Source organism: Cupriavidus sp. 291-E7, assembly GCF_057798835.1.
Map to the genome: position 1 here is coordinate 73433 of NZ_JBYOJV010000021.1, position 13607 is coordinate 87039.

8 protein-coding genes and 2 pseudogenes are annotated in these 13607 nt (G+C 62.9%); 9 read left to right on the forward strand and 1 reads right to left on the reverse strand.

Going from position 1 to position 13607, the window contains the following annotated elements:
- Positions 1 to 276 precede the first annotated feature (276 nt).
- The 9 genes and pseudogenes from AC3FLX_RS27875 (at position 277) to AC3FLX_RS27915 (ending at position 11714) form a co-directional block, all read left to right on the forward strand.
- A complete protein-coding gene (locus AC3FLX_RS27875; RefSeq protein ID WP_488700555.1) occupies positions 277 to 1206 on the forward strand; it encodes a hydroxymethylglutaryl-CoA lyase in 930 nt (309 codons plus the stop codon).
- Between the two features lie 195 nt (positions 1207 to 1401).
- A complete protein-coding gene (locus AC3FLX_RS27880) occupies positions 1402 to 2583 on the forward strand; it encodes an isovaleryl-CoA dehydrogenase (RefSeq protein ID WP_488700556.1) in 1182 nt (393 codons plus the stop codon).
- 15 nt (positions 2584 to 2598) lie between these two features.
- Positions 2599 to 4206: a carboxyl transferase domain-containing protein gene (locus AC3FLX_RS27885; protein ID WP_488700557.1), complete on the forward strand. Its 1608-nt coding sequence runs from the start codon at positions 2599 to 2601 to the stop codon at positions 4204 to 4206.
- A 31-nt stretch (positions 4207 to 4237) separates the two neighbouring features.
- Positions 4238 to 5086 carry an enoyl-CoA hydratase/isomerase family protein gene (locus tag AC3FLX_RS27890; protein WP_488700558.1) on the forward strand — a complete coding sequence of 283 codons (849 nt, stop codon included), beginning with the start codon at positions 4238 to 4240 and terminating at the stop codon, positions 5084 to 5086.
- A gap of 45 nt (positions 5087 to 5131) precedes the next feature.
- Positions 5132 to 6555: pseudogene (gene bioA / locus AC3FLX_RS27895) on the forward strand (adenosylmethionine--8-amino-7-oxononanoate transaminase).
- Positions 6545 to 7765 carry an 8-amino-7-oxononanoate synthase gene (bioF, locus tag AC3FLX_RS27900; RefSeq protein WP_488700559.1) on the forward strand — a complete coding sequence of 407 codons (1221 nt, stop codon included), beginning with the start codon at positions 6545 to 6547 and terminating at the stop codon, positions 7763 to 7765. Before bioA ends, bioF begins: the two are co-directional and overlap by 11 nt.
- Positions 7762 to 8518 (forward strand): annotated as a pseudogene (gene bioD, locus AC3FLX_RS27905) (dethiobiotin synthase). The gene bioF and the pseudogene bioD overlap by 4 nt, the downstream one beginning before the upstream one ends.
- A 44-nt stretch (positions 8519 to 8562) precedes the next feature.
- Entirely contained in the window at positions 8563 to 9618 is a 1056-nt protein-coding gene (bioB, locus tag AC3FLX_RS27910) for a biotin synthase BioB (RefSeq protein ID WP_488700560.1), read from the forward strand.
- Between the two features lie 41 nt (positions 9619 to 9659).
- Positions 9660 to 11714, forward strand: a complete 2055-nt coding sequence (locus tag AC3FLX_RS27915; protein ID WP_488700561.1) for an acetyl/propionyl/methylcrotonyl-CoA carboxylase subunit alpha — start codon at positions 9660 to 9662, stop codon at positions 11712 to 11714.
- A 199-nt stretch (positions 11715 to 11913) separates the two neighbouring features.
- Here the strand turns inward: AC3FLX_RS27915 and AC3FLX_RS27920 are convergent, their stop codons facing one another.
- Positions 11914 to 13455 (reverse strand): IS3 family transposase, encoded by a 1542-nt coding sequence (locus AC3FLX_RS27920; protein ID WP_488700562.1) that lies wholly within the window; start codon positions 13453 to 13455, stop codon positions 11914 to 11916.
- Positions 13456 to 13607: the final 152 nt, after the last annotated feature.

The window sequence follows — 13607 nt, forward strand, 5'->3', positions numbered from 1 at the left end:
CGGCCGAGCTTCAGATGTATCCGGACGATGACCTCTTTGATTGGTCCAATGAGGTGCTGGAGCGGGAGGATCTCCACTTGCGGGGGATTTATTGGACGGTTCGCCATCGGTGTAGCCGCGGTCGTACGCAGGGGCGAAGGTTCAGCGTGCCAGAACAGGTACTCCAAGGCATCGAAAGGCCGGTGCGTCGGGCAGACCAACTCGCCGGCAATGCGGCGGCGATAGCAGCATAGACAAAAAGCAGCACTGACCGCACGGTCAGGTAGGAGGAGAGAGATGAGCATCGAAACGTACGCATACGCGATTCCGGAGACGGTGAAGATTGTCGAGGTCGGTCCACGGGACGGCCTGCAGAACGAAAAGACGCTAGTGCCTGCGGCTGTCAAGATCGAACTTATCGAGCGGCTGGCCAACGCCGGTCTGTCGACAGTGGAAGCGACGGCTTTTGTCTCTGCCAAGTGGGTACCTCAAATGGCGGACAACGACGAAGTCTTGACGGGTATCCAGCGCAAACCGGGGGTCAGTTATGCGGCGCTGACCCCGAACTTGAAGGGGTACGAAGCCGCCAAGGACTGCGGTGCGAGTGAGGTCGCAATATTCGCGGCAGCTTCCGAGGCGTTCTCCCAAAAGAACATCAACTGCTCGATTGCCGAGAGCCTGGCTCGTTTTGAGCCGGTGCTGGCCGCCGCACGGGCCGACGGCATCAAAGTGCGCGGCTATGTGTCGTGCGTGGTGGGCTGCCCTTACGAAGGCGACGTGGCTCCGGAAAAGGTGGCATCGGTAGCTAGTGCTCTCCTGGAGATGGGGTGTTACGAAATCTCCCTTGGGGACACGATTGGCGTTGGCACACCGGCAACGGTCCAGCGAATGCTGCGACGCGTGGCCGAAAGCGTGCCGATGTCGAAGCTCGCCGGGCACTTCCACGATACCTATGGCATGGCGATCGCGAACATCTACGCTTCGCTTCAACTTGGCATGGCCGTCTTCGACTCGTCGGTGGGTGGTCTCGGCGGATGCCCATATGCGAAGGGGGCATCCGGAAACGTTGCCACGGAGGACGTCATTTACTTGCTCGATTCGCTCGGAGTCAAAACGGGCGTCGACTTGGCGCCGCTGCTCGCCGCGAGCCAATTCATCTCCGCACACTTGGGGCGTACCCCGTCTTCGAAAGTGTCGATGGCATTGAGCGCAATGCGTGCGTGCTAGCCGGATTGAGCTTCTGCGCCAGTTGGCACCGTCCAACCCTAGGAAAGGCAGATGCCCACGACGCTATCCGAATTTTAGATACCAGATGTCTGAAATGATGATTTTACGATAGCGCTCTGTGTTTCTAGACTAGCCAAAACACCCGCTTGGTATGTAGGTGCCAAAGGGGAAACAACAGAATTGGAGACCCACATCATGTACGAACTCCCCGGCCTGAAATTCGATCTCGGTGAAGACATTGAGATGCTGCGCGAATCGGTGCGCAACTGGGCTCAGGCCGAATTGGCTCCCCGCGCTACCGAAATCGACCATACCGACCAGTTTCCGATGGACGCCTGGAGGAAGATGGGCGACTTGGGCGTGCTGGGCATCACCGTCGACGAAGAATACGGTGGCGCGAATATGGGCTATCTCGCTCATATGGTGGCGATGGAGGAAATCAGCCGTGCGTCGGCGTCGGTGGGCCTGTCGTACGGTGCCCACTCGAACCTGTGCGTGAACCAGCTCCACCGCAACGGATCGGCTGCGCAAAAGGCGAAGTACCTACCGAAGCTGGTGTCGGGCGAATGGATTGGCGCGCTGGCCATGAGCGAGCCGAACGCCGGGTCGGACGTGGTCAGCATGAAGCTGCGCGCGGACTTCAAGGGCGACCGCTTCGCGCTGAACGGCACCAAGATGTGGATCACCAACGGCCCGGACTGCGACGTGCTGGTGGTCTACGCCAAGACCGAGCCCGACCTGGGTGCGCGCGGCATGACGGCCTTCATCGTCGAAAAGGGCATGAAGGGGTTCTCGGTGGCGCAGAAGCTCGACAAGCTCGGCATGCGCGGGTCGCACACCGGCGAACTGGTGTTCCAGGACGTGGAGGTGCCGGTGGAGAACATCCTCGGAGCCGAAAACAGCGGCGCCAAGGTGCTGATGAGCGGGCTGGACTACGAGCGCGCAGTGCTGTCGGGCGGCCCGGTCGGCATCATGCAGGCCTGCATGGACGTGGTGACGCCGTACATCCACGATCGCAAGCAGTTTGGCCAGAGCATCGGCGAATTCCAGCTGATCCAGGGCAAGGTGGCCGACATGTACACGACGCTGCAGGCCGCCCGCAGCTACCTGTACACGGTGGGCAAGAACCTGGATTCGCTGGGCACCGACCACGTGCGCCAGGTGCGCAAGGACTGCGCCGCGGTGATCCTGTACACGGCCGAGAAGGCGACCTGGATGGCCGGCGAATCGGTGCAGATCCTCGGTGGCAACGGTTACATCAACGAATTTCCGGTGGGCCGCCTGTGGCGCGATGCCAAGCTGTACGAGATCGGCGCCGGCACCTCGGAAATCCGCCGCATGCTGATTGGCCGCGAGCTCTTCGCGGAAACGATGTAAGCCGCGAGGATAGCCATGCCGATTATCGATACGAAGCTGAATGCCCGTTCCGAGTCATTCAAGGCCAATGCCGAGGCCATGCAGGCGTTGGTAAAGGACCTCGAGGAGAAAATCTCGAAGCTTGCTGAAGGCGGTGGTGATGCCGCGCGCGACAAGCACTTGTCTCGCGGGAAACTGCTGCCGCGCGACCGCGTGCAGCAACTGCTCGACCCCGGCACGCCATTCCTGGAGCTGTCGCAACTGGCCGCCTTCGACATGTACGACAATGCGGCGCCCGGTGCAGGCGTGATCACCGGTATCGGCCGCGTTGCGGGGCAGGAGTGCGTGATCGTCTGCAACGACGCCACGGTCAAGGGCGGCACCTACTACCCGATGACGGTCAAGAAGCACGTGCGCGCGCAGGAGATCGCCGAGCAGAATAACCTGCCGTGCATCTACCTGGTGGATTCGGGCGGCGCAAACCTGCCGAACCAGGACGACGTGTTTCCTGACCGCGACCACTTCGGCCGCATCTTCTATAACCAGGCGAACCTGTCCGCCAAGGGCATTCCGCAGATCGCCGTGGTGATGGGCTCGTGCACGGCCGGTGGCGCCTATGTGCCGGCGATGAGCGACGAGTCGATCATTGTCAAGAACCAGGGCACCATCTTCCTGGGCGGCCCGCCGCTGGTGAAGGCGGCCACGGGCGAGGAAGTCAGCGCCGAAGACCTGGGCGGCGCCGACGTGCATACTCGGCTGTCGGGTGTGGCCGACTACTTCGCGCAGAACGATCATCACGCGCTCTCGCTGGCCCGCAATATCGTGCAGCACCTGAATCGCCGCAAGCCGGACCAGATCCGCCTGCACGAACCGCAGGAGCCACTGTACCCGGTGGAAGAGCTCTACGGCGTGATTCCCACCGATACACGCAAGCCCTATGACGTGCGCGAGGTCATCGCCCGCATCGTCGACGGTTCGGAGTTCGACGAGTTCAAGGCGCGTTACGGCACCACCCTTGTCTGCGGTTTCGCGCGGATCTGGGGCTACCCGGTGGGCATCATCGCCAACAATGGGATTTTATTCTCTGAAGCCGCCCTTAAAGGCGCGCACTTCATCGAGCTGTGCTGCCAGCGCAAGATTCCGCTAGTGTTCCTGCAGAACATTACCGGCTTCATGGTCGGCCGCAAGTACGAGAACGAGGGCATCGCGCGCAACGGCGCCAAGATGGTGACGGCCGTGGCCACGGCCCAGGTGCCCAAGTTCACGGTGATCATCGGCGGCTCGTTCGGCGCCGGCAACTACGGCATGTGCGGCCGTGCGTATTCGCCGCGCTTCCTGTGGATGTGGCCGAACGCGCGCATCTCGGTGATGGGCGGCGAGCAGGCGGCCAGCGTGCTGGCCACGGTGCGCCGCGACGGCATCGAAGGCAAGGGCGGCCAGTGGGGCGCCGACGAGGAAGAAGCGTTCAAGGCGCCGATTCGTGACCAGTATGAACGCCAGGGCCATCCGTACTACGCGAGCGCGCGGCTCTGGGACGATGGCGTCATCGACCCCGCGCAGACGCGTACCGTGCTGGGCCTTGGCTTGTCCGCCAGCCTCAATGCCCACATTGATGACATGAAGTTTGGCGTCTTCCGCATGTAATGCGTCCAACGCCATGCCTAGCTCTATTGCCATGAATGCCACTACCCTTACCGTGACTGTGGACGGCCATGTCGCCACGGTCACGCTCAACCGACCGGACGTGCGTAACGCGTTCAACGAGACGGTTATTGCTGAGCTGACTGAAGTGTTCCACACGCTTGGAAGCTCAACACCCGTGCGGGCCATCGTCCTGACCGGAACCGGTCCAGCCTTTTGCGCGGGCGCGGATCTGAACTGGATGAAGAAGATGGCAGGCTATTCGGACGAAGAAAATCGGTCCGACGCACTGACGCTCGCGAAAATGCTCCACACAGTCTGGGCATGTCCAAAGCCCGTTATCGCCCGGATACAAGGCGATACGTACGCTGGTGGCATGGGCCTGGTGGCGGCGTGCGATATCGCTGTTACCGCTGCGTCTGCAAATTTCTGCCTATCCGAAGCCAAACTAGACTTGCTGCCGGCAACGATTAGCCCCTACGTGATTCGCGCGATGGGGGAGCAGGCCGCTCGTCGCTACTTCATTACAGCTGAACGATTTGAGGCCGCTGAGGCATTGCGTCTGGGCTTCGTCACGCTGTGGTGCCGCCGGAGGAACTGGATGCCAAGGTGGCGGAGATTGCCGCCACGCTTGTCAACAATACGCGAGAGCAAGCGACTGGTGCGCGAAGTCGCAGGGCGCGTCATCGAGAGCAGCTTGTTGACTGATACAGCCAATCGGGTCGCGTCAGTTCGTGCATCGGAAGAAGGGCGCAAAGGTGTGCGCTCCTTTCTAGAGAAGAGGGCTCCATCGTGGAGACTTGAGTGCGCATTGCCACCCGGTGGACGGAACCAGGAAAGTGCTAAGCAAGGGATCGAAGTGCGAGCCAGCAGGCTGAAGTGAGCAAGGCGCCCGCAGGGAGGCGCCACTAGAAGTGGAGTACTTAGCATGAATGCCTCGGCTCGTCCCCATTCTCTACCCGCTGCCAACTGCGAGCCCCTTGCGGCGCGCAGCCAGCGTGCCGTCTGGCGTCCGTCCACGTGCCTGCGTCCTGATGCGGCTGCCAACGAACCGCCGCTGGCCATCGCCAGTGGCGAAGGCCTGTGGCTCATGGACACCGAAGGCCGTCGATACTTCGATGCCATCAGTTCATGGTGGGTCAATCTATTTGGCCATGCCAATCCGGCGATCAATGCCGCGCTGGTGGCGCAACTCAACACGCTCGAACACGTGATGCTGGCCGGCTGCACCCACGCACCGGCTGTAGAACTGGCCGAGCGGCTCGAAGCGCTGACCGGCGGCGTGCTGGGCAACGCGTTCTATGCGTCCGACGGCGCGTCGGCGGTGGAAATCGCGCTCAAGATGAGCTTCCAATACTGGCGTAATACGGGCCTGTCGGCCAAGCGCGAGTTCGTGTGCCTGCGCCATGGCTACCACGGCGAGACTGTGGGCGCGCTGGCTGTGACAGACGTGGAGATCTTCCGCGACGCCTATGACCTGCTCACGCGCCGTGCTCATGTGGTGATGTCGCCCGACGCGCGCCAGGCGGGCCGTGGCGAGTCGGCCACCGATGTGGCCAAGCGCGCGCTCGCCGATCTGGAAGCGCTGCTGCGCGAGCGCGCGGGCCAGATAGCCGCGCTGATCGTGGAGCCGCTGGTGCAGGGCGCTGCCGGCATGGCGATGTACGATCCGTCGTACCTGGAAGGCGCTCGCGCGCTGTGTGATCGCTATCGCGTGCACCGATTGCCGACGAGATCGCCGTCGGTTGCGGCCGTACCGGTACGTTCTTCGCATGGGAGCAGGCATGCGATGGCGAACCCGTGCCGGCGCATGCATGGCCCGACTTCCTCTGCCTGTCCAAGGGCATTACCGGCGGCTACCTGCCGCTGTCGCTGGTGTTGTCGTGTCCGGAAATCCAGCGCGCCTTCGTGGCCGACGATATCGCACGCGGCTTCCTGCATTCGCATTCGTACACGGGCAACCCGCTGGCGTGCCGTGCGCCGCTGGCCACGTTGGACCTGTTTGCGGCCGACGACGTGCTGGCCCGCAACCGCGAGCGTGCGCAATGGCTGGGCGAAGCGATGGCCGGCATTGCCGCCCTTTCCAGCGACGGGCGCGTGAGCAACGTGCGCCAGCGCGGCATGATCTGGGCCGCCGACATCGACCCCGAGGCCGCAGGCGCCGACTTTGCTGGGCGCTTTCACTTGGCCGCGCGCGAACGCAGCGTCCTGGCGCGCCCGATCGGCAATACGCTGTATGTGATGCCGCCGTATGTGTTCGACGCCGCACTGGCCAGCTGGCTCGGCGAGCAATTGCTAGACACGATGCATACCGTGCTGGCACATAAGGAGGAAGTACGCCATGCTGCTTGACCATCTTAAGCGAGCCGCCGCAGAGCGCGAGGCGCAATCGCTGACGCGCCGCCGGCGCATTGCCCACACGGCATGCGCTCCCCATCAGTCCGTCGGGTCGCTGGCCTCCAAGCCCACAGCATTGCTCACGTTCTGTAGCAACGATTATCTAGGATTGGCAAACCACGCTGCAATTGCGCATGCGATGGCAGAGGGCGCGTTCCGCTATGGCGCTGGGAGCGGGGCTTCGCATCTCGTCTGCGGGCATTCGTTGGTGCACGCGGAGCTTGAGTACGAGCTTGCACGTTGGCTTGCGCCACATATTCCGCTTACGCAGGCACTATTCTTCTGCACCGGCTATATGGCCAATCTCGCTGTGTTGACGGCGCTCGGTACCGCCGAAGCGACGCTGTTCTGCGAGACGCTTAACCACGCGTCGTTGATCGATGGCGCACGCCTCGCCAAGGCTGATGTAAAACGCTATCCGCACGGCGACGCAGAGGCGCTCGATATGATGCTGCAGTCCTGTGCGAGCAATCTAAAGCTGATCGTGACTGACAGTGTGTTCAGTATGGATGGCGACATAGCGCCACTGGCAGAACTGCTGGCGCTGGCCGAACGCCACGATGCTTGGATTATCGTTGATGACGCGCACGGATTCGGCGTCCTCGGCAAGAACGGTCGTGGCGTGTTGGAACACCTGGGCTTACGCTCGGAGCGGCTAATCTATATCGGCACACTGGGCAAGGCGGCTGGGGTCGCGGGCGCCTTTGTGGCGGCACACGAGACGATCGTTGAGCACCTTATCAACACGGCCCGTCCCTACATTTACACGACGGCGGCGCCGCCTGCTATTGCGCACGCATTGCTTAGCAGTCTAGACGTCATTGCCGGTCGAGGAGGGCGTATTCGTCGTCAGCACTTGACCGAACTGATTTCGCAGTTGCGCAAAGGGTTGGAGCCCTTGGCCGCGCGGGCTGGTTGGACGCTGGGGAAGAGCCACACCGTGATTCAGCCGCTTATCGTCGGCGACAACGCTGCTGCGCTGGCGCTGTCCGCGGCGCTGGAAGCCGATGGAATCCGTGTGGGCGCGATCCGGCCGCCTACGGTGCCGGCAGGTACCGCGCGGCTGCGCATTACGCTGTCAGCCTCGCACACGGCGGCCGATATTTCGCGTTTGCTCGACGCGCTGGACCGTGGACTGGTACAAGGCTGCAAGGAAGCAGCATGATCGCGAGTAAGGCTGCGAGCCTTGGATTCTTCGTGACACGTACCGATACCGGCGTGGGCAAGACCCACGCCACGGCCACGCTGTTGCATGCGCTGCATGACGCCGGCTACAGCGCACTCGGCATGAAGCCGGTTGCCGCTGGCGGCGAATGGCTCGACGACCGCTGGCAGAACGATGATGTCGACCAGTTGCGTGCCGCGGGCTCGGTAATCGTGCCGCAGGAAGAGATGTGCCCGTTCTTCTTCCGCACGCCGGCGTCACCGCATCTGGCGGCCGCACTGGAAGGCGAGCGCATTACGCGCGGACCGATCCGCGATGCGTTCGACGCGCTGCGCCGCAAGGCCGACGCCGTGGTGGTGGAGGGAGTGGGCGGCTTTGTGGTGCCGCTCGACGTGGGCGCGCCGTGCGCTGGAATACCGCCGACCTGGCTGTGATGCTGGACCTGCCCGTGATCATGGTGGTGGGCGTGCGTCCCGGCTGCCTGAGCCACGCGATGCTGACCGCTGAAGCGGTTCGCGCGCGCGGCCTGAAGCTGGCCAGCTGGATTGCCAACCGCATCGCGATCCGGACATGTTGCTGCCCACCGAGAACATTGTCACGCTGCAGGATGCGCTCGATGCGCCGATGCTGGCCGAACTGCCCTGGCAGGTTGCGCCGGCCGTGGCCGCCCAGTACCTCGATCTTGCACCGCTGCTGGCCGGCATGCCGCCGCTTGCATCCCACACCATTGCCGCCGCGCCGCATCACGCCTGAACCGTGAGCCGCGGCCGCCAAAAAGCCGAATACGCAATACGAACATGACTCGAACCGCCAACGCCAGCACCAATACCAATACCGTCGCCAACATCTCCGTGGATGCGCTGCGCCAGTCCGCGCGCAATATCGCCGCTACCGCGCCCAGGGAAACCGATGCATGGCGTGTGGACGACGTGGCTGCACTGTACGCGCTGCCGTTCAACGACCTGCTGTTCCGAGCGCAGCAAGTGCACCGAAAGAACTTCGATGCCAACACCGTGCAACTGTCGACGCTGTTGTCGATCAAGACCGGTGACTGTGAAGAGGATTGCGGCTACTGCCCGCAAAGCGCGCATCACGAAGCCGATGTGAAGGCCGAAAAGCTGATGGATCTCGACAGCGTGCTGGACGCCGCACGCAATGCCAAGGCCAACGGCGCCACGCGTTTCTGCATGGGCGCTGCCTGGCGCAGCCCGAAGGACCGCCACCTGGAACCGGTGATCGACATGGTGCGCGAGGTGAAGGCGATGGGCCTGGAAACCTGCGTGACGCTGGGCATGCTCAAGGCCGAACAGGCGCAGCGCCTGAAGGACGCGGGCCTGGACTACTACAACCACAACCTCGATACGTCGCCCGAGTTCTACGGCAAGATCATCACCACGCGCACGTACCAGGACCGTCTGGACACCATCGGCCACGTGCGCGATGCGGGCATCAACGTCTGCTGCGGCGGCATCGTGGGCATGGGCGAAGCGCGCGAGGCGCGTGCCGGCCTGATCGCGCAGCTGGCCAACATGGACCCGTACCCCGAGTCGGTACCCATCAACAACCTGGTGCAGGTGGAGGGCACGCCGCTGGCGGGCACCGAAGCGCTGGACCCGTTCGAGTTCGTACGCACGATTGCCGTGGCACGCATCACGATGCCGCGCGCGATGGTGCGCCTGTCCGCCGGCCGCGAGGCCATGGACGACGCGTTGCAGGCGCTGTGCTTCATGGCCGGCGCCAATTCCATTTTCTATGGCGAGAAGCTGCTGACGACCGGCAACCCGCAAGCCGAGCGCGACCGCGCCCTGCTGGCACGTCTCGATATACGAACCGAAAGTCTCGTGGCTGATTAACACCGACGCGAGAGCATACTGATGACAAGAAAGGAGGAGTGATGTTTTCAAAGGTCCTGATCGCCAACCGTGGCGAGATTGCCTGCCGTGTAGCGGCCACGTGCCGCCGCCTCGGCATTCGCACGGTGGCAGTCTATTCCGACGCCGACGCCGACGCGCGTCACGTCGCCTTCTGCGACGAAGCCGTGCATATCGGCGGTGCGGCCGCGCGCGACAGCTACCTGCGCGCGGACCACATCATCGAGATGGCAAAGGAAACCGGCGCCCAGGCCATCCACCCGGGCTACGGCTTCCTGTCGGAGAACGAGGACTTCGCGCGCGCCTGCGCCGAGGCCGGGCTGGTGTTCATCGGCCCGCCGGCTGACGCCATCCACGCGATGGGCAGCAAGAGCGCGGCCAAGCAGCTGATGGAAAAGGCCGCGGTGCCGCTGGTGCCCGGCTATCACGGCGAGGATCAGGACGCCGCGCTGCTGCGGCGCGAGGCCGACCGCATTGGCTACCCGGTGCTGCTCAAGGCCAGCGCCGGTGGCGGCGGCAAGGGCATGCGCGTGGTGGAGGCGGGCGACGGCTTCGAGGCCGCGCTGGCATCGGTCAAGCGCGAGGCGTCGGCCAGCTTCGGCGACGACAAGGTGCTGGTCGAGAAGTACCTGACGCGCCCCCGCCATATCGAAATCCAGGTGTTTGCCGACACGCAGGGCAACTGCGTCTACCTGTTCGAGCGTGACTGCTCGGTGCAGCGCCGCCACCAGAAGGTGCTGGAAGAAGCGCCGGCGCCGGGCATGACCGAGGAACGCCGCCGCGCGATGGGCGACGCCGCCGTGGCCGCCGCACGGGCCGTGGGCTACGTGGGCGCCGGCACGGTGGAGTTCATCGCCAACCAGGACGGTTCGTTCTACTTCATGGAGATGAACACGCGCCTGCAGGTGGAGCACCCGGTCACCGAGATGATTACCGGCCAGGACCTGGTCGAATGGCAGCTGCGCGTGGCGGCCGGCGAGCCGCTGCCGCTGACGCAGGCGCAACTGAAGATCGACGGCCACGCGCTGGAAGCGCGGATCTACGCCGAGAATCCGGACAAGGGCTTCCTGCCGTCGACGGGCACGCTGCGCTTCCTGCGCACGCCGCCGGCAGTGCAGTTCATGCGCGGCGGTGACGCCCATGGTCCGGCGGGCGTGCGGATTGACGCCGGGGTGCGCGAAGGCGACACCATCAGCCCGTTCTATGACCCGATGATCGCCAAGCTGATCGTCTGGGGCCGCGACCGCGACGAGGCGCTGTCGCGCATGGCGCAGGCGCTGGCCAACTATCACGTGGTGGGCCTGTCCACCAACGTGGCCTTCCTGCAGCGGCTGGTCAAGTCCGAGGCCTTCCGCACGGCCGATCTCGATACGGGCCTGATCGAGCGCAACCAGACCGTGCTGTTCCCGCCGCAGAAGTCGGTGGGCATCGAAGCCATTGCGCTGGCCGTGGCGGCGCTGCTCGAACGCGACACGCGCGAGCGCCGCGTGGACGAGGCCGACCGCCACTCGCCGTGGACCCACGCCGGCGGCTGGCGCCTGAATGCGCGCGACGTGCGCACGCTGCACTTCGAGGGCGCCGGCCACAAACTGGAAGTGGTGCTCAAGGGCGACGCGCGCGACACACGCCGCAACACGCTGATCTACGCCGACAAGGCCGCGCCGTTCGCCTACACGTTCAACGCCGCCGGGATCCGCGTGGATTTTGGTACGCGGCGAACACAAGGTCAGGCCTATCTCGAAGGCGACACGTTCAACATTTTTTTTGCCGACAACCAGACAGTGCTTGAATGGATCGACCCGCTGTCCCATGCCGGGGAGTCGGAAGGCGAAGGCGGCAAGCTGACGGCACCGATGCCGGGCAAGGTAATTTCCGTGATGGTCGAGCCTGGCAGCAAGGTCAGCAAGGGTGCTCCGCTGCTGGTGATGGAAGCCATGAAGATGGAGCACACGATCACGGCGCCAACGGATGGCATCATCGGCGAAGTTCTTTACGGCGTCGGAGAACAAGTGTCCGAGGGTGCGCAACTCCTGTCCCTGCTGAATAGCATCACGGAGTCCGCCGAAGCCGCTGCGTAGTGTCACATTGGGCGACTGAAAACGCCGCAGGCCACCGTATGTGGCCTGCGACGAATGCCTAGATAGACGTACAGAGATAGGGGAGTCGCAGAGGTGATTCGCCATCGTCGGCCCTCGGGCGGAAAAGGCTGACTGTACGGAAAATTGGTTCAGATTTACCTTGCGCGAGGTGGGGGTGCGGCAAGAATCTTGGACTGTTTTATGCCGCTATTCCGAGACTCTCCCGGTATTCCATCGGGCTGAGGGAGCCCAGACAGACCTTGATCCGTTTTGCGTTGTACCAGCGGATGTAAGAGTCAACTACCTCGATGAACTGCTCAATGCTTGTAGCACGCCAGTCGCGAGGATAGAACAATTCCGTCTTTATCCGTCCAAAGAAACCTTCACAGGCGGCGTTATCCGGCGAGCATCCTTTGCGTGACATCGAACGAATGAGCTTGGCATCGCGCATCCGCGAGAGCCATCCGGGCCAGCGATAGTGAGCGCCGCGATCGGAGTGGACCACAGGCCTTTCATCGCTGCTGGCCACTGATTCGATGGCCGCATCCAGCATGGTATTTACGAGTTCAGCGTCCGGCCGCGTGCCGATAGCCCAGCTTACGACAAGACCGTCGAAGCAGTCGATCACAGGCGACAGATACACCTTGCCTGCCGGAATCTGGAATTCGGTAATGTCGGTGAGCCACTTCTCATTTGGCGCAGCAGCCTGGAAATCGCGGTTGATGAGGTTCTCAGGTGCAGGACTAATCTCCCCTAAATAGGAGCCGTACCGACGGCGCTTGGTGACAGCAAGAGCAAGGCCTTCCTGTTTCATCAAGCGCCGCACGACCCTCTCCGAGAGGAAGACTTGCTGTCTCGCCAGTGCCGCGCGTATCCGACGATAGTCATAGCAGCGGTAGTTGAGCCCAAAGATGTTCGCGATGGCGCAACGTGCGCTAGCGTACTTGTCGGAGACGAGCAGGCGCGCACGGTGATAGAAGTAGGAGCTGCGAGCAAGTCCCAACGCCGCCAACAGCTCTAGCAACGAATAGGTTTGGTGCAGGGCGTCAACCAGCATCGTCTTCTCCCGGTTGCTCAGGAGTTGCGGGTCGACGCCCACTTCTTTTTTTATCAGTTCATTCGCCTTCTTGAGGATGTCGTGTTCGAGCTGCAGTTTCCGGATGTCGCGTCGAAGTGATTCGACCTGTTGCTCCAGTTCCGCCCGCTCATGGTCCGGCGCGGGCTTGCTTTGGCGTTTCATGGATGCGGGAGCCTCTGGCCCGAGTAGCTGGTTCTTCCAGTTATACAGCGTCGGCCTGCTCACGCCGGCTTTCTGCGCAAGCGCGCGAGCACTTTCCTCTCTGATGCACAGCTCGATGACTGCCGCCTGTTTCAATTCCTGCGATTTCGGGACGCTGCCAGCTACTCTGCCGACTATGCGCTTACCGAGCTTAGGGTGCAGTTCTTCGATCCAGGCTGCAAGCGTCGCCCGACACGGGTATCCCAACGCCCTCAAGGTTGCAGCAAAGCAACGACCATGGCTCAGATAATGATCGACGGCCGCCTGCTTCTGCTCGGACGAATACCTTGGCAGCGAACGAACATAGCCAGGCCGTAAATCATGACACTGTTCGTATTCGCGATGCCAGGATTTAAGCGAGTTCTTGGTTGGATACCCCAGTTGCCGAATGGTCGCGTTGAGGCGCTTACCCAGTTTCACATAGAGCCGAACCGCTCGAAGACGGTCTTCGTACGAGTACATGAACTACCTCCAGGTAGTCCAAGTTTTCGTCCGCACCCCCGACCTTCGGCGGCAATACCACGCTGACAGCGGCGATGCTGGAACGGATCGCTGACGTGCGAGCTATCGACTCTCTATATGGAAGTGGTGCAAGTTGGCGCAGGTGGCAGGTC